This is a genomic window from Sphingobacterium sp. N143 (assembly GCF_030325625.1).
Classification (GTDB): domain Bacteria; phylum Bacteroidota; class Bacteroidia; order Sphingobacteriales; family Sphingobacteriaceae; genus Sphingobacterium.
This window is the reverse complement of the sequence record NZ_JACAIS010000002.1, coordinates 526,022-547,392: the sequence shown is the minus strand read 5'-3', so window position 1 is coordinate 547,392 and position 21,371 is coordinate 526,022. Positions and strand designations below refer to the sequence as shown.

Annotated in this window: 16 protein-coding genes; 6 read left to right on the top strand and 10 right to left on the bottom strand. The window is 43.2% G+C overall.

What is annotated here, in order from left to right:
- Both HX021_RS05820 and HX021_RS05815 read left to right on the top strand, forming a co-directional pair.
- Positions 1-1,644, top strand: a complete 1,644-nt coding sequence (locus tag HX021_RS05820; protein ID WP_286589153.1) for a PepSY-associated TM helix domain-containing protein — start codon at positions 1-3, stop codon at positions 1,642-1,644.
- 455 nt (positions 1,645-2,099) lie between these two features.
- The gene (locus HX021_RS05815; RefSeq protein WP_286589148.1) at positions 2,100-2,936 is read left to right on the top strand and encodes a hypothetical protein; all 837 of its coding nucleotides are present in this window, start codon (positions 2,100-2,102) and stop codon (positions 2,934-2,936) included.
- A gap of 7 nt (positions 2,937-2,943) precedes the next feature.
- Here HX021_RS05815 and HX021_RS05810 read toward each other — a convergent pair whose 3' ends face one another.
- Together HX021_RS05810 and HX021_RS05805 are read right to left on the bottom strand one after the other, a co-directional pair.
- On the bottom strand, positions 2,944-4,359 hold the full coding sequence (locus tag HX021_RS05810) for an aminotransferase-like domain-containing protein (protein WP_286589146.1): 1,416 nt from the start codon (positions 4,357-4,359) through the stop codon (positions 2,944-2,946).
- 2 nt (positions 4,360-4,361) lie between these two features.
- Positions 4,362-4,721, bottom strand: a complete 360-nt coding sequence (locus tag HX021_RS05805; protein WP_286589144.1) for a hypothetical protein — start codon at positions 4,719-4,721, stop codon at positions 4,362-4,364.
- 209 nt (positions 4,722-4,930) lie between these two features.
- On the opposite strand from HX021_RS05805, the gene HX021_RS05800 reads away from it, so the two are divergent.
- Complete coding sequence (locus HX021_RS05800; protein WP_286589143.1) at positions 4,931-5,161, top strand: DUF2683 family protein; 231 nt, start codon at positions 4,931-4,933, stop codon at positions 5,159-5,161.
- 381 nt (positions 5,162-5,542) lie between these two features.
- On the opposite strand, the gene HX021_RS05795 is transcribed toward HX021_RS05800, so the two are convergent.
- The 3 genes from HX021_RS05795 to HX021_RS05785 all read right to left on the bottom strand — a co-directional run bounded on the left by HX021_RS05795 (position 5,543) and on the right by HX021_RS05785 (position 8,906).
- Positions 5,543-6,394, bottom strand: a complete 852-nt coding sequence (locus tag HX021_RS05795; RefSeq protein WP_286589141.1) for a HEPN domain-containing protein — start codon at positions 6,392-6,394, stop codon at positions 5,543-5,545.
- A gap of 84 nt (positions 6,395-6,478) precedes the next feature.
- Complete coding sequence (locus tag HX021_RS05790; protein ID WP_286589139.1) at positions 6,479-8,143, bottom strand: HEPN domain-containing protein; 1,665 nt, start codon at positions 8,141-8,143, stop codon at positions 6,479-6,481.
- A gap of 154 nt (positions 8,144-8,297) precedes the next feature.
- Complete coding sequence (locus HX021_RS05785; protein ID WP_286589137.1) at positions 8,298-8,906, bottom strand: hypothetical protein; 609 nt, start codon at positions 8,904-8,906, stop codon at positions 8,298-8,300.
- Between the two features lie 120 nt (positions 8,907-9,026).
- Here HX021_RS05785 and HX021_RS05780 point away from each other — a divergent pair, with 120 nt between their 5' ends.
- The 3 genes from HX021_RS05780 (at position 9,027) to HX021_RS05770 (ending at position 11,449) form a co-directional block, all read left to right on the top strand.
- A complete protein-coding gene (locus tag HX021_RS05780) occupies positions 9,027-9,431 on the top strand; it encodes a hypothetical protein (protein WP_286589135.1) in 405 nt (134 codons plus the stop codon).
- 70 nt (positions 9,432-9,501) lie between these two features.
- Entirely contained in the window at positions 9,502-9,939 is a 438-nt protein-coding gene (locus HX021_RS05775) for a hypothetical protein (protein WP_286589133.1), read from the top strand.
- A gap of 289 nt (positions 9,940-10,228) precedes the next feature.
- Entirely contained in the window at positions 10,229-11,449 is a 1,221-nt protein-coding gene (locus HX021_RS05770) for an SH3 domain-containing protein (protein WP_286589132.1), read from the top strand.
- 180 nt (positions 11,450-11,629) lie between these two features.
- Here HX021_RS05770 and lipB read toward each other — a convergent pair whose 3' ends face one another.
- The 5 genes from lipB to HX021_RS05745 form a co-directional block, all read right to left on the bottom strand.
- The gene (lipB, locus tag HX021_RS05765) at positions 11,630-12,325 is read right to left on the bottom strand and encodes a lipoyl(octanoyl) transferase LipB (RefSeq protein ID WP_286589130.1); all 696 of its coding nucleotides are present in this window, start codon (positions 12,323-12,325) and stop codon (positions 11,630-11,632) included.
- A gap of 61 nt (positions 12,326-12,386) precedes the next feature.
- Positions 12,387-13,577, bottom strand: a complete 1,191-nt coding sequence (gene hflX / locus HX021_RS05760; RefSeq protein WP_286589128.1) for a GTPase HflX — start codon at positions 13,575-13,577, stop codon at positions 12,387-12,389.
- Positions 13,578-14,000: 423 nt separating this feature from the next.
- Positions 14,001-16,106 carry an ATP-dependent DNA helicase RecG gene (recG, locus tag HX021_RS05755; RefSeq protein WP_286589126.1) on the bottom strand — a complete coding sequence of 702 codons (2,106 nt, stop codon included), beginning with the start codon at positions 16,104-16,106 and terminating at the stop codon, positions 14,001-14,003.
- 311 nt (positions 16,107-16,417) lie between these two features.
- Positions 16,418-18,097, bottom strand: coding sequence for a SusD/RagB family nutrient-binding outer membrane lipoprotein (locus HX021_RS05750; RefSeq protein ID WP_286589124.1), 1,680 nt, complete (start codon positions 18,095-18,097; stop codon positions 16,418-16,420).
- A gap of 10 nt (positions 18,098-18,107) precedes the next feature.
- Positions 18,108-21,167 carry a SusC/RagA family TonB-linked outer membrane protein gene (locus HX021_RS05745; protein WP_286589123.1) on the bottom strand — a complete coding sequence of 1,020 codons (3,060 nt, stop codon included), beginning with the start codon at positions 21,165-21,167 and terminating at the stop codon, positions 18,108-18,110.
- Between the last annotated feature and the right edge of the window lie 204 nt (positions 21,168-21,371).

Below are 21,371 nucleotides of genomic sequence, written 5' to 3'. Positions count from 1 at the left end.
ATGAATATCAGAAACTATAATATCTATTTTAACACACATACCATCAGTGGCATTATTATCTGTGCACTTTTGTATGTTATATTCTTTGCGGGATCATTTGCATTTTTTAGAGATGAAATCGCCGCATGGCAACACGGTACCTCCTATAAGACCCATCAGGAGGACCATCGGCAATTTGATGGGCTTTTGGATTCCCTCAAAGAAAGTTCCAACCTGCATGGACGTGATATTACCTTTTACATGTATCGGGAAGAGACCTCGGCCTATGTCGGGGTCAGTGCGTCCAACGATAGTATATTAAACAAAGAAAACCTGGCAAAAATAGGTGCCGATGAACAGGGGGCGGCAAAGAAGGGCCGGCGAAGAGGAGCTGTTGGTGATACGAAGAATTTCACGTATAACTTTGCTAACCAGCGGGCGGGCGATTATGTGAAGGACTATGATATGGGCGAATTTTTATTTCGGCTCCATTTCTTGGCACAGCTCAACCAAGTACCCATCCGGGTGGGGATTGCTCCTTTTGGCTATCTGGTGGCTGGTATCACGGCATTCATATTCTTGTTTGCGATTATTACAGGCTTATTGCTGCACTGGGAAAAAATCGTATCCAATTTCTTTGTCTTCCGACCGTTCAGTAAATGGAAAACCGTGTGGACCGATATGCATACCGCATTGGGTGTGATCGGATTTCCGTTTCAGTTTATTTTTGCCGTTACCGGAGCATTTCTCATCGTCAATTCTGTACTGGCGTTACCGTTCAGCAAATTGCTTTACGAAGGCAACCAGGAGAAAATGTACCAAGATATCGGCCTGGCGGCAGCGACAAATTATGATTATACCTATAAACCCTTAGCGGGGGAGATAAAGATAGCGCCGTTTTTGGACATGGCCAAGAAAAAATGGCCTGAAAGTGATTTTCAGCGGATTACCGTAAAGAACTATGCAGATTCGAACATGCATGTCATCATGGAGCTTGAACCGCATTTCAATAAAAGTTTTGCCGGCTCTGGCGTGCTTACAGTCAAAGTGGCTGATCAGAAAGTTGTTGCGGGAAAATCACCTTTGGATGATGCGACCTATACCGATCATGTCAAAAGCCTGTTGTACAGATTACATTATGGCGATTATGGAGGGTATCCATTGAAGGCAATCTATTTTATCCTTGGTGTGATGGGCTGTCTTGTCATTATTTCAGGTATTTTGATTTGGCTGGTTGCCCGGGACAAAAACAATGTCATTCCAAGGAAACGGAAATTTAATTTTTGGGCGGCCAATGTCTTTACAGCAATCTGCCTGACGATGCTGCCGGTGACAGCGATTACCTTTATTGCCATTAAAGTAAGTGCACCGGTTGACCAAGATTTTATCTATCGGGTCTATTTTTACAGCTGGCTGATATACTCTGTTTACTATATTGTTCGGAAAAGTATTAAAAGAACCAATCGGGAGACCTTGCTGGTTGGTAGCATACTAGCTTTTGTGGTACCGATAACCAATGGTTTTGTCACCGGTCATTGGCTGTGGGATACCTTTGGCAATGGACAACGTGATCTCTTTGTCGTTGACTTTTTATGGTTGATGATTGGTATTATTGGGCTGTTGGCTTTCTATAAGACTAAAAAATTCTTTGAAACGATCCGTTAAAAAAGATTCTTTTCTCTCTGCGAAGTAAAAGCACTTCGTCTTTTAATTTCAAGGGCACCGATAAGGTGCCTTTGCAGTATATACTTGGTATGGTCCATGCATACTTAAAGCAGGTGTTTTGAGCTGCATGTTGGCCGGATCTTAGTGATTGAAGAGCTGTTAACTGAGTTGAACCTGTTTGATGTGGTTTCGACAATTATTCGACAATTGTACGGGAGTTCTTTGGTATAGCTACGAGACTCCTAGGGGAATGCTTCGCCCGCTGTTCGGATGCTTTTTGATTATTGTTTGCCTTGTTGGCTTACAATAATCGAAGCCAGGTCGAACAGCAGTCGAACAAGCTCCAAAGGAGGGACCTGGCAATCCCGAACCACAGACGAAGCTTAGCCGAACATGGTAGGCACTTGAAGGGACTTAAGGGCACTTGAAGGGAATTGAGGGGACTCTATTTGTGTATGCTGAATTATAATTGTATTTTTAAGCATAACCAATTAGGCGAGGGAATTATGTTCGGTTCTTTTGAAAATCCTAAAAACCCCAATAGAAAACAAGGGAAAGACTATAACGTAAGTGAATTAAGCCAATTGGCAGGCGACGATTTTAAATATACCAATAAACTTGCCAGTCGATTGTATAAACTACTGAAGCCAATTCAGGAACGATCCTGTGACCGTTTCACGTATACCCGTCTCCAGAAGGCACTTTATAAAGCTGTGCGTAATGACCAGAGTCATGATTTGGGCAGTCTTCGCTTAGGCTATGGCGATGTATCATCACTAAAAGGCTTTCGTTTTTCGCTAAAAACCAGTTTGGGTAAGTTTTTTGTAAATAACCCAGCATCGAAGTTTGATAAGGGAAAAAATAGTATCGAGGTAAGAGTGCCATTAGATAGTCTGCAGAAATTTGAAAACATAAATAGTCGACTGGCTAAACTTGTGATCAAATTGTATTGCATCGTGATTCAGATCAATGACCGGAACGACATGGAAATTCATGTCAGTAAAAATTTGGAGCTGCAGCGTGATCACGTGCGGAAAGACCGTACGGTATCTTTTTCGCTGGGCGACCGCCAAGACGTCGTAATCTTGTGCCTGTGTACCATCAGGTGCTGGTTGATGGAGGCGAATGAAAAAGATACATTTTTATCTAATGATGCTACACTGATGGCCACAGAACTGGTCGATGCCATTTTAATACGTGATGGTGAGCTCCTAACCTTCTCACAAGAAGACTCAAATGATCTGCTGCCACCCCTCCGGTCCAATGATGGTGATGAAATAGATTGGGATTGATCTCCAATCACTGTACTGCTTTGAAGAAACGCCCCAATCGCATGAGATCATGTGCCGTCTTTTCATTCCAGTCCACGGCATAGTTGAGACGGATGCAGTTTTTGAACTGGTCATGTTGGGTAAACATCCTTCCCGGAGCGAAGCTCAATTTTTGTTTGATCGCATAATCATAGAGTACGGTAGTATCTATTTTCGGATCCAGTTCTAACCAAAGCACAAAGCCACCTTTAGGCTGTGACATTTTCGTGTTCTCTGGGAAGTGGGCTTCAATACTGTTCCTAAAATTAATGTAGTTGCTGTACAGTTTTTTTCTGAAGCTATTGAGATGATGGTCGTAGCGACCGATCTGTAGGAATTTGGCGACTGCCTCTTGGTATATGGCCGGTTGGGAGATTGTCTGAACGAGTTTCTGTTTCAGTACTTTGTCTTTATATTGGCCTGGTTCTACCCAGCCGATCCGAAAACTAGGGGCCAGGACTTTGGTGACAGAACCACACCACATCACCAAACCTTCTTCATCAAAATATTTGCAGGGACGTGGTCTTGATGCCCCAAAATAAACATTCCCATAGAGATCGTCCTCGATCAGTGGAATATGATGGTAAGCCAAGAGCTTGACAAGCTCCCTTTTATGTTCATCTGGCATGAGCGCACCCAGCGGATTACTGAAATTCGAGACAAAACAGCAAACATCGATTTTATGGATGACCTTTTTCAGGGCCTCCAGCTCAATACCCGTGATGGGGTGTGTTGGGATTTCAATGGTCTTCAGTCCCAATACTTGAAAAGCCTGGATAAACCCAAAATACAAGGGGCTTTCCACAGCTATGGTATCACCAGGTTTGGTTACAGCACGTAAACAACTGTAGATGGCGTTCATCGCACCAGAGCTGATGATCAGGTCTTCATCGCTTATTTTTCCTTCCAGCACGAGGGACCATTTGGCGATTTCTTTTCGTAGGTTGGGGCTGCCCTGCACCTGGCCGTAATGGTCGCCATAATCATGCAGCTCTTGAGCCGATTCGAGGATGCATCGGTTGAGCTTTTGGATGGGGAGCAGTGAAGGACTGGGGAGTCCCAATGAAAAGCGCGTGATTTCCTTATCTCCCAGGGAGTGAAATACTTTGTCTATCAGTGCCGCGGGATCCTGTTTCTTTTCATCGATTTTCAACGTAGAAACGGAAGGGATGGACATACGTCGTTGTCCCGCAAGGCTGACATAAAAGCCTGATTTGGGCCGTGATTCAATGAGGGACCTGCTTTCCAGTTCCATATAAGCGCTTTTTGCCGTGTTCAGGCTTACATTGTAAAGTTTTTGGGCGCTGCGAACAGAGGGTAGGCGGTCGCCATAGGCCAAAGAACCGTTCTTGATCTGGTTCTCTACGATATTTGCAATTTTCTTATATAACAGTTGCTGTTCCATGCTTATGCTAATTTACTGTTTCTGTTTTGATCTACCCAATCACTGAACCTGCGGATACCTTTTTTCAGAGCCTCTTCTGTACCAAACATCGGGTGGATCTGATGCTCAAAATAATGTGTGGCTTTTTCCCTGAAAATACCCTTGAGATGTTCCGGGACTGTCGGACGGGCGGAGATTTCTAGTGTCAGTTGATTGTTCGCCGTTATTACCACCGATGCAACGGCTACGGTGGTTTCGTGTTGAATAAACAACAGAAATGGCATATAGTGCTGAGCTGCTTTTTTCGTAAGAATCTCCTGCAATGGGAAGAGGTCAGAAAGATCGACCTGTCTGACAGAAAACGGATGATGTACGATTGTCATGGCAATATATCTTTTTTGCTAATTTAACAAGGGTACAGCTTGAAATTCAGGTACAGAGTTGGATGAAATTTAGGGTACAGATAAATGCTCAATTGCCCGTCATAATATTTCGGTAAAATTTTACAGGCTCTAAGTTTCTACATTTTTTAGCTGGTGAATTTTCTCTAATTTAATCGTATAGTTGAGGTAAGTATTTAATTTTGATACAAATGACTACAATTACTGCTGAAATATCGAATAAGAAGGATGTTAAAGTTCTTAAAGAAATACTTGATCGCTTTGGTATTAAATATCAAATCAATGAACAGTCTGAAACGAATACATTTTCTGCTGAGCAAATGGCCTCTTTTGAGCAATCTCAAAAAGAATTTTTAGAAGGGGAGACCCCAGCAATAGATTGGGAGGATCTTAAAAAAAAGCTGAATGACCTATACGCTTAAACTTTTAAAGCGGGCGGAAGATGAATTATATCACTCTTGTGATTGGTATAATTCTCAAAAACGAGGGCTAGCAAAACAATTTTTAAAAGAGCTGAACTTGCAATTCAAGTTTATTGTCAAGAATCCTGAATTATATCAAATCCAAGGTCGGGGTAATTTGTGATGTTCACCTTTGCATAAATTTCCATTTGTTATTATATACTGGTTTGATGAAAGTATGCAAACTATTTACGTTGTTTCAATTTTTCATGCCAGCAGAGAACCTATTTTGTAGAATAGTTATTTAATAATCGGAATACTTCCGATTATTCGTGAATTATTTGACATACTTATATCTGAATTTGACATTTTATAACATTCAAGTTGATATTCCGTCGTAATTCAGAATTGCGTTGAAAGCTTATTGTACAATCGAATTTGTAATGATGCGCTTAGTCGTTCTAATTTTTTTACCTTTCTGAATAGTCTTTTTACCAATTTTTTGTCGATGTGATAATCTAACTTATAGCGGGCGAAAATATAGCTTTCTTGCAATGCCCGGAAGTCTTTCATTTCTTCTATGTCATTTTCCCCTTTAGAAAAGAATATATTATTTATTTGAGGGGTAATATGCCTACAGTATGCTGCCAATTTCGATAAATTATGAGTCATGGGATCAAAACGCGTATGTGTAACTAGTATGCTCCGCATTAATAGTTCTGTTGACTGATGTATCATAAATATGCTGATATGAATGTTTTTTTTTGAGTAAGCCACATTTGCTAGGTCAAGGAATACTGAAGCTTTTAAGTGGAAGTTTTTGTAGACTTTTTCAATATGCTGTAATCTTAATTTGGGGCTTATTCTAAAATACGTGCTTAGTAAAAAGTTGTTTGTCTTGAAAATAGTAATTCCCTTCTCGATTATATCAATAAAAAAATCTTGCCCCCAAGATAGCCCTTCATTGACGAAATCAAGGTTATGAATTAAAACTGTTGATTTTGTGATACGAAGTAACCTGTTTTGTAGACAGCTGATCAAATCAGATTCATTCCTTTTGCTATGAACAGCATCTAGTATTACTAAAAGGTTTAATGAACTGTGTTTCTTTTCAGAAGCAACCTGCCTCGATTTTGTGTTTGAAAATACCCATTCCCCATATCGGATAATTGCAATTGTTGGAACGAAATCTATTATTATTTTACGGATAGCATCGTAATCGAGAATACCTTCCTTCGATAAGTCTGGTATCATAATTTTCTAGGATTAAATATAATTTGGTTAAACTGTTTGCGCAAATATATATTGATTTTTTTGTATTATAAAATGCGCAGCGTGTTAACTGTTTAATTTTTCAAAATAACGCTCCATTTCGTCATTACATCGATCGATAAATCTTTTTGTCAACTCCTGCAATCCTATAATTGGGCGTGGATCTTCCTGGTAATTGGCGTTGTATCTAAATTGTTGTTGTGCCTGGGCTATTTTTTTGAAAGTAGTAAGATGATCTTCGTTGTCCAGGCAAAAAGCTGCGTGTGCATCAGGAGCTATTAATTTACAGAGTTGCATCAAAAGAGGAATGCTGACACGCTGCGGTTTGTATTGGAGAACGGTATTGATGACACCGAGACAGATCTGTTCCAACGCTTGGGAGAGCGCGTAATATACCGGTTCGGCTCTTCGAGGTACATTGTTTTCAAAAGCATAATACAGGCAACAGGCATTGTTATAGCGGTTCTCCCATTGTTTGTGTACATATTCAATGTCGAGCTGGGGCGCTGTGATGCTATCCAAATCGATCTGCGCTATTGCGGAGTGCTGAAACCAGATGTCACCTACTTTCAGGAGTGAAAGGAAAAAAGGGTGGCCGCCTGAGAGCTGTTTGGTAAAAAACGCTGTGTTTTCCACGAGGAGCGTAAGCGTGACATTCTTGGGGAGTAGATCTGTAATCAGCTGTGTTAAATTGCTGAGTTCAGCATTTAAACTATCGTAAGCGACAAAAATATAATAAGCATGTGCGATGCGATCCTGTTTGATACTTTGGAGCGCATTATGGTATTTATGATGATCCGAGTCATAACCAAAGCAAGCGACCAAGGCAGGTGTGCAATGGTATTCTAACGCATTTAGAATCAGGTCTCGATAATGTGTATTGCAATAGCTTTTCTTGTATAAATCAAGGTTGTTTTTGCATTTTTCGATCTTACAGTTTTCTGTTTGATGGGGGCGGAGTTTTGTCCTGATCTCTTTGAAAAGTATTTCACTATAATCATAGAGCCAATTTAATAACTGTAAGGCTATCTGGTAAGCTGTTTCCAACAGATCCTCGTCAACAATATAGTCCTGCTGATACCGATAATCGATATAAGCCTTATCAATTTTGTCTAAAGCCTGCTTATTTGCATTGTTTTCCGCTAACTTGCCCAATGCTGAGTCAAATACTTTGAGATAGTTTATGTGATTTTTTAGTGAATGGGATTTTTTGTCCTCATTGAGGAGGATATTCTCTATCGTTCGAAATCCAAGCTCTATCGCCTGGTGCAGCATGAAGGCTGCATGCGCATGATTTTTATGTTCTAAATAGAAGCCGGAGCCATCTATGAAGGATCGGATCTTACTTTTTTCTTTATCGATATATGATCTTGTTTTCTCAACAACCTCTTCCACGGTATTGTTTGGTAATACAAGTGTGATTTCCTGCACAGGGTTGTGATAGATGCGATTTTCTGGCTGGCAGATCAGGTATGCCCGCCCCAGGCCTTGATTGATTTTTTGTTGTATTTCATGTGTGAAGTTGACATTGACATACAGTTCGGGGCACTGTTTGACCGTTTTGTTGATCAAGTTATGGGCATCAGAAAATCGAATTCCGACATGCGACATGAGATTAACCTGCAGCATGTGGTAGGTTTTGCCGTCGTGGTTATAAGTCCATTGGTAGATCTCATCGACAGCTACGGCACGAAGGATTGCTTCGATAATAGGGGTAAGTGTGGTGGTCATAGTTATTTGGTTTGTTTGGTTGGCGATTCATCTACTGCTCCGGTCAAAAGGATTTGGTCAGTATCGTTTTAGTCTAGTCAAAAATGATTGCCTGTTACGAAGAAGCTATCCGAATCGTTTGTGTGTTGTTTATCTTTTTCGATGTTTTCTAATATTAGGTATCAATTATATCTTCAAACTGTGGTAGTTTGTTTTCCTTTTCGGAAGCTTCTATGCCCTGATGGATTTCCCACATGGCAAATGCCAGACGGATTAATAGCTCTCGAATAGCAATAATTTGATCCCCAAAGTATTCATAATTGCCCGAATCGGATACGGTTAAGTAATGCATGATGTCATCCATCGTTCCATACCACTTTTCAAGCGACTGGTACGAAAAGAATTTACTGATCGTGTCCACTGGGGATGACCTTCCAAGGGTTGTGTATTTAGCATTAAATACATAATTGTAGTAATCATTACGTGTTGGCAAGAAATCCAATGGGGTATCTTGTATAGGGAGCTGCTGTTGATAGAAAATGACATAGGCAACTTCGATCTGCTTGACCATGAGTTTGCATTGATATCCATGCTCAGCATGATTACGATCTGCCATTTCTGGAACCGCTGCGGCATTTATCAACAGATTTATTTCCTTTTCCCAATAGCCAATGCTTGTTTCATGGACAAAAAAATCCTCCAGATATGTCATCGGGTTTTTGATGACGTCCTTACTTAAATAGCGGAAATGTTTCGCTTTTAGTTTCTTTTGCGTATTTTTCATGCTAGGAATGTTTTGGTTTTAATTGGCTAGTTTATAATTGTCTTCTATAAAGCTAATTTAGGAACTATTTTTAATCAAAACAAGTTTTTAATATTAAAATTTTCATAAATGAGTTCTGTTTTGAAGAGAATTAAGCTTGTGGCAGATCGCGAGGGAATGAGTGTATCTGCTTTTGAAGCAACTATTGGAGCTAGTAAGGGGGTTTTTACTCGTGCGCTGGCTAATGGTACTGATATACAATCGAAATGGCTGGTCAGTATTGTTGAGAAATATCCGCTGTATTCTTCTGAATGGTTACTTAAGGGAGAGGGAGATATGTTGAAAGCCCTACCTGTGACAAAAGAGGATGAAGAAACCTACTTAAGCCCTGAATTGGAAGGGATTACCAATGCTGTTATTAGTTCCTTAAAACAGGTGGTTGCTTCTCAAAATATCACGATAAAATCACAGGAGAAGACAATAATGTCTTTGGAGAGATTATTGTCTTCTTTTGAGCGGGAGGTCGCATTATTGAAAAATAAATAGATTTTTATCCTAAACAGGTTCATTTTATTTGTAATGCGGTTATTTGTTGTAAACGAGCTATCCGGGGCTGATGACCAGTTCGATACATGTACTGAAGTACAAGAGATTTTTTAAAGGAGAAGTAAGGGTGAATGTTAAGGAACGTGTGCTGCTGATTGCCGAGACGAAAGGGATCAGTAAGACTGAATTTTTTAAAGATGTAGGGCTGTCTTATGCAAATTTTAAGGGCGGGCAAAAGCATACCGCCCTGAGCTCGGATGCGATGATTGCCATATTGACCCGCCATCCGGAAATTTGTCCAGGCTGGTTGTTGATGGGCGAAGGAAATATGATGCGGAAGGACGGCAGGGATGTGGCAAGTGCCCCACCTGCTGAAACAGCTCCTCCTGCCACGGAAGGCCTTGCAATCTATAGACAGTTGGTCAATGCCTTGGAGCAAACGATCAAGGCACAGGAAAAAACAATCCATTCTTTAGAAGGGCAGGTGAGTTTATTGAACGGGAAGTAAACTTATTGTAAATTAGTTCATTATATCAATATGCGTTTTCGCATCGAAGGCCTAGGGTTAATCTTTACATCGATTTTACTTACAAATGGATCGTTGGCCGCACAGGTAGGCCTTGACAAAAAATACCTGATTCCGGTGATTTCAGGGATTTCTTTTTTGTGTTATTTTCGTATGCTGAAGGAGCTTGCCTGATCAGCAACCGCAAATACTGCTGATGCATTTGAAGGTTGTTCCCTGCTGTTGATGTAAATAGAACCAGCAGCTCCACCTATTAAAGGAATTAGGTTTTATGTTGAAAAAAGTATTCATTATACATTGCTTTCTTGTCTGCTGGTCTTTGCAGCAGGCTGTCGCGCAGCCAGCGGGCGAGCATCCGCGTTACACCTCAACCTGGGGATACCTGTACGCTGAAAGTGGCAACGAGAAGGACCCCATGGGAATCTTTGCGACCGAAGCTCCGGTGTATGTGCTGGACTCTAGCGATACGCAGTACAAGGTGCAGGTCAGCAATGGCGATATTGGATTTATAGCACGGCAGCCGTTGCAGAAAGCGATGTTTGGGAAGAAGTCTCCCGGTGAGCCCTTGCAATATTTTTACCGAGGTAACAGTGGTGGACAATGCCCGCACTACTATGTGCAGGTGGCGCAACTGCGTGTGCGCAGGTCCCCGTCAACTGCAAGCACCGCAGTGCGTAGGGCAGGACTCAACGAAATGGTATGCATTGACTATGTTCCGCTCTATACGGATGGTTGGGTCTATGTTGGTGACCATTTTCATGAAAACCCCGAATATATACAAATGAAATTTTTAGGTGCCGAACTGACCTACGAGCAGGTACTCACAGCCTATTTGGCGGTGAAAGGAAAGGATCAGGAGAGAGAGCTGGCACAGGTCGGCCGGTTGCGTGAAATCGCCTGGACAACCTATCCGCACTTAAAGCAGGCGCTTACCTATTGGAAAGAGTCATATGCCAATGCAGGCGTGGTGGATGTCAAAGTGGATATAGATTTTGAATTGTTGTTGGCCAATAAATTTCAACATGAGCTTCAAGCTGCGGCTTACGCGGCAAAAGTAAAAGCCCTGAAATTGCATTTTGAGTGGAAAGGAATATCCTTAACGGACGGGAAGATCACAGATACCCAGATGGAACAATTGGCCTTGCGACGGGTTGCTGAAATTCCCGACATGCCGGAATGTGGCTGGGAACCTCAGTATGGCTATGCAGGTCCGAATATGGTCGTTGCTTTCGAGGAAAATAATAAAGGGCTGCTTGCCGGATCGATGTACAAGCTATTTTTTCGTGATGGTGAACAGCTGATCCTGGGGGCAGAGCATATGGATGGCAATTACGGTGAAAAGGATTTTGTAAACCATTTTGGCGAGCTGCTTTCCGCGGATTGGATTTCGGAGCCCCATGTGTACCGTATGCAGAATGGGGATGCGGGATTATTTATTTTCCGCTTTGTCGATGGGAAGTTGGCCAGCTATGAGTGCATGTATTACTGTTGACGTTCGCCGATTCGTGAAGATAGGCTGAAATACATCCTTCATGTTTACAGGCAACAACAGCTGTGCTGGCGATGGAAGGCTCTTTTGTGCTCATGATCAGACAAGTTAAGAAAAAAGCCCTTTGGAACGGAGATCAAAATCCCGCTTCCAAAGGGCCTCAAAAAATACTGAAATCCTGAATTAGATGATCTGCATTTCAAACAGCTTAGCGATATGGCCTTTAAGTTTGTTTTTCACATCTTCCATATCGGCCTCTTTGCCAAGTTCACGCTTTAATGAGGTGACGTCCTTATCGTCGATGCCGCAAGGGATGATATTACTGAAATAATCGAGATCCGTATTGACATTGAAAGCAAAGCCATGCATGGTCACCCAGCGTGAAGCGCGTACCCCCATGGCGCAAATCTTGCGTGCCGTGGGCTTATCGGGTTCTATCCATACACCTGTAAACCCTGGATACCTTCCGGCTTCGATGCCATAATCAGCGCAAGTCAATATGATGGCCTCTTCCAATGTGCGCAGATATAGGTGAATATCAGTAAAGAAATTGTCGAGATCCAGGATCGGATAGCCGACGATCTGACCCGGGCCATGATAAGTGATATCACCGCCACGGTTGATTTTATAAAATTTGGCTTCTTTCTCTTCCAGTCCCTTTTCATCCAAAAGGAGGTATTCCTCATGGCCGCTTTTTCCAAGGGTATAGACATGAGGGTGTGCGGTAAAAATCAGGTAATTGGGTGTCATGGTACTTGCTGCATTGACCCTATTGTCATGCTTGATGTCCAATACTCCCTTAAAGATGGATTCTTGTCTGTCCCAGGCTTCTTGATAATCGACAAGGCCCCAATCTTGAAACTGCACCTCTTTGTTCATTTCTTATTTTTTTTAAGATGTGAATGGGCACAAAGCTCATTCACACCATTGTTTGTCAAAATTAATACAATAAATTATTGTAAGGATAACGTTCATTGTGCATCTTCACAATGATATCGTAAAGCTTTTGTTTGAACTCTTCGATATTCGTTTTGTTTGTTGCTGACAGGAAGATCGCCGGGTCTGAATTTTTCGCCATCCAGGAATTACGGAAATCATCCAATGTGACCTCAATTTCCTCACCATCGTGTCCTTCTTCGATGGCCGGTTTGTACAGGTCAATTTTGTTGAATACGGTAATCACCGGCTTGTCCAGCGCCTTAAGATCCTTCAATGTTTCGTTTACCGCCTGGATATGATCCTCAAAGTTGGGGTGTGAGATGTCGACCACATGGATGAGTACGTCGGCTTCCCGAACTTCATCCAGCGTGGATTTGAAACATTCCACCAAATGGTGCGGTAGCTTACGGATAAAACCTACGGTATCGGACAGCAGAAAAGGAAGGTTGTCGATAACAACTTTACGCACCGTAGTATCCAATGTGGCGAAAAGTTTATTCTCGATCAACACGTCAGACTTGGAGATCATATTCATGATCGTTGATTTTCCAACGTTCGTATAGCCAACCAAGGCTACGCGGATCATTTCACCACGGTTTTTACGCTGGGTCTCATTTTGCTTGTCGATGGCTTTAAGGCGTTCTTTGAACAAGGAAATTTTATCCAGGATAATCCGTCTATCGGTTTCGATCTGTGATTCTCCAGGACCACGCATACCGATACCCCCGCGTTGACGTTCCAAGTGGGTCCACATGCGCGTCAGACGTGGTAAAAGGTATTGTAACTGTGCCAATTCCACTTGTGTCTTCGCCTGGGCGGTTTTGGCGTGTCGGGCAAAGATGTCCAAGATCAGATTGGAACGATCCAATATCTTGCGTTTCAGTTCTTTTTCAATATTGCGCAGCTGGGAAGGAGACAGCTCATCGTCAAAGACGACGATGTCGATTTCCTCGGCTTCAACAAAAGCCTTGATCTCCTCCAGTTTTCCACTTCCGACAAATGTCGCACGGTCGGGGAAACCTAGTTTCTGTGTAAACATGCCTTTGGTCTCACCACCGGCAGTCTGCACCAGAAATTCCAGTTCCTCTAAGTATTCCTTTGCTTTTGTTTCCGTCACGCTTGGTGTGATGACACTTACCAGGACGGCTGTTTCGGGTTTTATTGCTGTATCGTGTATTTTAAATCTGGCCATTTTGTACAATTAAGTAGTTCGTGTGACGCATTGAAAACATTCCACGTTCGGCGTATCTCCGGTCTCCGTTTTTCTGTCTATTACGTTCACTTTTTAATGATCTTCGATGAGCTCGCAAGCTCGGTTTTGTTTGAAAAGGTAAATTTAAGAATTTATGCGTTTGTGCACCAAACAAGAGTGATGCCTAAGAGGACATAATTCTCATTCACCAATAAGTTTCTAGTGATTTGCTTACCAGGGCAACTCAAAATATGTAAGCGTTCGGTCGCCATCTTTTGCCTAGTAAAAGAAGGGATATTTTCCTATATCATGTTCATAATGATGCAAAAGTAAATAAATTTGGTTTTATATACAAAAAAGATAAGGGGCTTTTAGGAAGCCCGGCCTTGACTAACCGATTTTTATTGCGAAAATGACATGCGATTAAGAAATCTTGTCCCAGGCAATACCATCTGATTTTCTGGCCAAATAACTCCGGAGCAACTGATTCTTTTCACTCTGGAGCATTGGGTCTTCTTTAAAGATGGCAATGACGGTGTTGCGGCATTCTGTGAGCAATGCCTGATCCGTGGCTAGATTCGCCATCTTGAGGTCAAGTACACCCGACTGTTGTGTACCCGATATATCGCCTGGGCCACGCAGCTGTAAATCCACTTCGGCAATTTCAAAGCCGTCATTGGTACGCACCATGGTATCCAGCCTTAACCGTCCTTCTTTACTCAGCTTATTGCCCGACATCAGGATACAGAAAGATTGCTCGGCACCTCGACCTACACGACCACGCAACTGGTGCAGCTGAGATAGTCCAAAACGCTCTGAATTTTCAATGACCATTACCGAGGCATTGGGAACATTGACCCCCACTTCAATAACAGTGGTGGCGACCATGATCTGCGTTTCATGTTTGACAAAACGCTGCATCTCAAAGTCTTTATCTTTTACAGGCATTTTGCCATGAACAATACTGATCTTGTACTGTGGCAGCGGAAATTCGCGTTGTAAGTTTTCTAGGCCTGCCTCCAGATAGATTAGATCTAGTTTTTCACTTTCTTTGATGAGGGGATATACCACATAGACCTGCCTGCCTTTGGCGATCTCCTCACGCATGAAACCAAACATCCGCAAACGAGAGCTTTCAAAAAAGTGAACAGTCTTGATGGGTTTCCGCCCTGCCGGCAGTTCGTCGATGACCGAGATGTCCAAGTCGCCGTACATGGTCATCGCCAGTGTCCGTGGAATTGGTGTCGCTGTCATGACCAACATATGCGGTGGAATAAGATTCTTTCGCCAGAGTTTTGCCCGCTGTTCCACACCAAAACGATGCTGTTCATCAATAACGACAAAGCCTAAATTTTTAAAACGTACTTTATCCTCAATTATGGCATGGGTACCGATCAAAATATTCAGGCTGCCGTCTTCCAGGCTCTGGTGGATCAGCCGGCGTTCTTTGGTACCTGTGGATCCGGTCAGCAGCTTGATGCTGACGATATCCTCGCCGACGAGCTGTTTGAGTCCATGGTAGTGCTGTGTGGCCAGGATTTCTGTTGGCGCCATCATACAGGCCTGAAAGCCGTTGTCCACGGCAAGCAGCATGCTCATCAAGGCAACAACTGTTTTTCCGGAGCCAACATCGCCCTGTACAAGACGGTTCATCTGGGCACCGGTATTGGTGTCGATACGTATTTCTTTGATGACCCGTTTTTGGGCTCCTGTCAAAGGGAATGGAAGACGCTCATTAAAGAAGGTATTGAATTTTTCACCGACTTGACTGAACCGCTGGCCTCTAAACTTCTGGGTATTGAGCTGCTTATTATTGAGCAGTTTGAGCTGAATGAAGAAAAGCTCTTCAAATTTTATTCTTTTGATCGCCTGATTCAGCTCCTGCTGGTTGCTTGGAAAATGGATGGAGGCCAAGGCCTGCTGCCTTGAGACCAACTGATGTTTTGCAAGCACCTCATGTGGAAGTGTTTCGTTGATCCCCCGATAGACGGTTTCGAGTGCCGTTTGCTGGAGGCGCTGGATCCCCTTGGTGTCGAGGTTAAACTTTTTAAGCTTTTCGGTTGAGGAGTAGACGGGCTGTAGGCTCATATTGCCCACCTGTTTGACCTGCGGATTGTATAGATCCATTTCGGGATGGGTGATCGACAGCTGCCCATTAAATTCAGTGGGTTTACCGTAGATGATATAGGCAGACCCCACCTTCAATGATTTTTGGAGCCAGGGGATGGACTGGAACCAGACGAGTTCCATGGAACCAGTTTCGTCTTTGAAAGAGCCTACCAGCCGCTTCGTCCTTTTTTCGCCCACGAGCTGTAACGAAACTAGGCGGCCTAAGACCTGTGCAGCCATCATATCGGGATGGAGCTTCCGAATTTTATGAAACTCCGTACGGTCGATATATCGGAAAGGATATTGCGTCAATAGGTCCCCAATGGTAAATACCTGCAGCTCTTTTTTGAGTACATCAGCCTTTTGTGGACCTACACCTTTGAGGTATTCGATGGGGGTAATTAAACTTAATTCAGCCATTCTTGTTGAATGGCTAAATTACGAAAAATTAATGATTGAACGGAACGTTGCGCTTTGCTACAACCGAGAGATCAGTCTGAGGACTACTTCCGCTATGAGACCTCTACCGCTATTTGCAAAGTATCTACGATCGGGCTATCTGCCTATATTCACCGCAGGTGAAAACGAATATTGCCTAAACTAGAGTAAATTATAGACACGGTGGTTGATAGTGATCTTGCGTTGAACAGGATAGTAAAAATTATATAAAAAACGGGGCTATCCAAGTTTTGAATAGCCCCGTTTGAACATTTATTCCGGATGCTCTCCGATTAGAAATTACCCTTGTTGACATCCCACCAGAGTCTGGTGCCACCGTTATCAGGTCCTCCCAATAAAGAGATGGCGGCCTGTACTTCGGCTCCGTTGGTGTTGTATTCATTTTGTGGGAATGGCAATCGACGGATCTGCACTTTGCTGTCGATCAGTCCGGCACTGTTGTTGACAACCACTGGGAATAGGCGTGGATATCCTGTACGGCGGAATTCACTCCAAGCTTCCTGTCCTTCGGGGAAGATCGCCAGCCATTTTTGGGTGATGATGCGTTCCAGTTTTTCTTCCTTGGTAGCGCCTTCATCCCATTTGATGGTCAAGCTACTCGGTGCAGCAGCATTGTTCTTGGCATTAAAAGGGTCTACGTAAGCAGCGGCTTTGCTTGTATTGTCGTTCAGGTAAGTGCTCAGACCTGCTGTGACACCCCATTGTGCGAATGAAGTTTCAATCCCCTTTTCATAAAGGGACTGTGCTGTCCCACCGGCATTTGTCCAGCCTCGTAAGGCGGCTTCAGCACGTAGGAAATATACTTCTGCAGCGGTCATCAATACGGGTGCTGTTGTCGCTAGGAACGTTGGTGTTGTCCCTTCGGTATTCAATGCCGAAAGTTTTTGGTACTTATCTTTTTCAATATTGTCAGCACCGGCACGGATACCAATATATTTACCTTTGAATTTATTCAGTTCGGTATCTGTTGCAGCAGGGGTGACCGGAGACATATATTTAGCGGTGCGCGGATCTTTCAGTCCGACCATGTAGGATGAAAGTGTTGCATTGATGCGGGTATCGGCCCAGTTTTTGGAAATGAACCAGATCGGGTTGCTGTAAGTCCCGTCAGCAGGAATGGTCACCTTAAAGTTTTCCGTATTGGTTTCCATGACACCGCCATTGGCTGGATCCAATGCTTTCTCGGCCTGTGTTTTTGCTAATTGGGCATCTACTTTAACCAAGCGCATTGCCAGGCGCAAGCGGAGGGAGTTGGCTATTTTGAGCCAGTTTTTAAAACGGACCTGATTGTCTGTATTTGGAAACACCAAGTCAATCTGGTCGATTTTTTCAGCCATGGGGCTATCAGCTTTGTAGGATTTTAATGCCACTACAGCCTCGTCAAGCTCTTTGAAAAAGCTATTGTAAACCTCCGATTGTTTGTCATATGGAGTCGTGTTGGAAAGACCCACTTGACTATAAGGGATGGGACCATAGATATCTGTCACACGGCTTGCGGCTTCCACTTTTGTGACCAAGGCTGCTCCCCATAATGCAGGGTATGTTTCGGGAAGACCATTCTTCTGTAATTTATCAATGGATTTGATCACATTCAGATAAAGTACTTTGAAGGGTTCGCCATTCCAACCACTTACCATGGCGTAGTTGAGGTTGTTCTGACCACTATTGAACGGGGTAGGGGACATGAAAAATCCAGAATACACATCGGCATTCAGGTTTTGCTGTACCTGATAGGAGTTCGGGTCGCCTGCGCCCGAAAAATTGTAGATTGACATCAGTGAGTTGCGAAAGAACAGGACAAGATCCTGGCCGTCACCTTTCAGGTCATCATCCGTAACACCCACATTGTTTTTGTTGTAATCCTCAAAATTCTTTGTACAGCTACTCAGTGAACCACCGATGAGTAAAAGTGACAGGGAGATTTTGGATATATTTTTTATATTCAGTTTCATTGTTGATCGTTTAGAAAGTTGCGTTTAATGTTAAACCATAGTTGCGTGTCGCAGGCATCATGAAGATATCCACACCACTGAGCGAATTGCCGGTTGACATGGTTACTTCTGGGTCAAATGGTGCTTTTTTCGAGATGTAAAAAAGGTTTCTTCCTACGGCGTTGACTCGAAGTTTTTTAAAGAAGCTGTCTTTGATGTTGAAATCATAACCGAATGTTAGTTCGCGCAGCCTGACAACCGTTCCGTCGTAAATGTATTGACTGCTGACAGGTCCCATGCCGGCTGTGGAGGTATACCATTGCTCGGCATCGACATTGGTGACTGCTGTTCCATTTGGTGTGACACCGTTGACGGCAACTCCGCCGTTTGCACGTGCATCACCACTGGCTTTCGATACGCCATAGCCGTCAAGCAACGATTGAGTCACAGACATGACCTCGTAGTCAAATTTGCCATCGATCAGGAAACTCAGATTGAAGTTCTTATAATTGAAACTGTTGTTCCAGCCCATTTGCCAGATCGGATTGGAATTGCCGAGCTTCGTATATACGTTGTTCTTTTGTGGGATGCCATCTTCTGAGATAAGAATTCTTCCTTGGTCATCACGAACAAAATCCTGACCGTAGATATCTCCAAAAGAACCGCCCACTTCCAGCTTGGAAGCAAAGTTATTCCGTCCTTCACCTGTTAATGTGAATTCGGTAATGTCATCAGCAAGCTTGACGATCTTATTTTTGTTGTACGTAAAGTTGAGGCTCGTTGTCCATGTGAATTGATCATTCTTGATCGCATCCAATGATACCAAAGCTTCTACCCCCTGGTTCTGGATATCACCTGCATTAACCGCATAGTAGTTGTTAAGTGAGGCATTTCCGGCCGCAATTTTGAAGAACTGATTGGTGGTGTTTGTCTTGTAATAAGTCAGGTCTACATTCAAGCGGTTGTTCCACATGCGCCATTCCGTACCAATTTCCAAGGATTTGGTTTTCTCTGGTTTCAAGGTTTTTAGGAACGCGATGTCGTTGATCGTCAACACAGCATACGGGTTCATGGTATTGGTCAACAATGTGGTGTATGGCGGTAGATCGTTACCTACAACGGCGTAAGATCCACGTATTTTGGCCATGTTGACAAATTCAGGTAGGTTCAGCTTGTCATTCAGTACGATACCCAGCCCTGCAGATGGATAGAAGAACGATTTGGTGCCTGTAAAGGCCAAAGTACTTGACCAGTCATTTCTTGCAGTCAGATCCAGGTAGATCCAATTGTCGTAGGCCAGATTGGCAGAGGCAAAGACTGACTGTAACTGTCTTCTATTGGCAGATAAGGTTGAGGTGACAGGTGTGGTTGTGTTCTGGATAAAGAACTGATTCGGGATTTTTAATCCGTCTTTACCACTGTTAAAATCTGTACCTTCTGTTTTCCAGTCGGTAATACTGGTTCCGACTAAGCCAGTGATCTGAAATTTATCATTGATATTGAAGTTCATATTGGCGACCACATCACCATATTGTTGGGTGATGGTGGTATTGGTGTAGCTATAAGCACCATTTTCACGTGCCAGGATATGTTGTGTGCCGGCATAAGCTTTGCGGTCCCAGACCTCGCTGGTACGATCTATACTACCTCGGGCCTGTACGCTGATCCAAGGTGCGATTTTGTATTTTGCACTACCGTTCAAGAGCAAGCGGTTTCTGGTAGATCGGGTTGAGTTGCGGTTGGCGATCCACCACGGATTTTGTTGTGTAGTCTCATCATCCGAGAGTGTAAACCAATTTTGTTCGTTGAGATTACGGTTTGGATTAAAAGTTTCGTAGTTTTTGTAGTCTGCTATATTCAAGCTTCTGGGCAACAGATAAAGGCCAACCAGGGGACTGTAATAGAAACCTGATGTAGGGGCATTGTCCAGCTTTTGTGTAATATAGTTGGCGCTACCTTCCACGGTCAATTTATCATCAAAGAAAGTCGCACTTTCCTTGAGGTTGAAATTGTGACGCGTCAGGTCATTTTCCGGAAGTATCCCTTTGGCAAGTGTATTTGCATAGGAAAAATAGGTTTGATTTTTCTCGTTACCACCTGACAGTGTCAATGAATTGGTGAAATTGCTTCCGGTGCGGAAAAACTGATCCACATTGTTATGGTTGGTTCCATCGGTTTTGTCCCCCCAGCTGAATACACTGGTATTACTGTTTTTGCCTTGTGATCCCTGACCATATTGACTCTGGAATTCAGGTAAGGATACGGCTTGTTCGATCTGGGCGCTGGAGGAGAAATTGATGGTTGTACGTCCCTGTTTGCCGGATTTGGTGGTGATCAGGATGACTCCGTTGGCTGCCTGGCTACCATATAGTGCCGCCGCCGAAGCGCCTTTAAGTACCGATATGTTTTCGACATCTTCGGGATTGATCATTGCGATTGGGTCCCCACCGTCACGCTGCCCACCGAACACATCGTTAGGCTGGGCGGCCAGGGTCTGGTTATTGATTGGCACCCCATCCACGACATAGAGAACCTGGTTGTTGCCAGAAGCAGATTTGTTACCCCGTAAAATTACTTTTGCAGAACCACCTGGACCAGAAGAACTGGAGGCGATATTGACCCCGGCAACTTTACCATTCAAGTTATTGGCCAAGTTGGTACTTTTTACTTTATTCAGCTCTTCGCCTTTGACCTGTTGGGTAGAGTAAGTCAGTGATTTTTGCTCCCGGCTGATACCAAGTGCGGTGACCACGACGCTTTCAAGTTGTTGTGTCTGTTCGTCAAGACTTACCGTCAGTGTGGTTTCACCAGGTGCTAGTGTGATGGTCTTGTTTTCGTAACCAATCGTACTGATATTTAAGACGCGGTTTTTGTCGTCAACATTAATCTGGAATGTTCCTTTGGCATCTGTAGAGCTTGCCGTGGCAGTGCCCAATACTTTGATGGTAGCGCCAGCAATAGGAGCTTTGGTTTTAGCGTCAACAACCGTTCCCTTTATTTGGTTGCTTTGCGCATGCAGTAAAGTTGCTGAGAAGAGCATTGTTGGTACAATGCCGAGCACCTTTAGCGTCGTGTATAATTTGTTATTCATGTAGTATATGTGTTATATTCAGTTTTTTATATACATATTTCCATAACAGTAGATTTTTCTCAGTGTAATGGGCTAATTCCATTTAGCATGTCGGTTAGGATAAACAGTATTGAACAATGAATGGAGAGCAAAACAAGATAGTTTATATGCTATTCAATACCTAAAAGAGAGGAACTAGGGAGTGTGTGATCCCCCATAATTGAA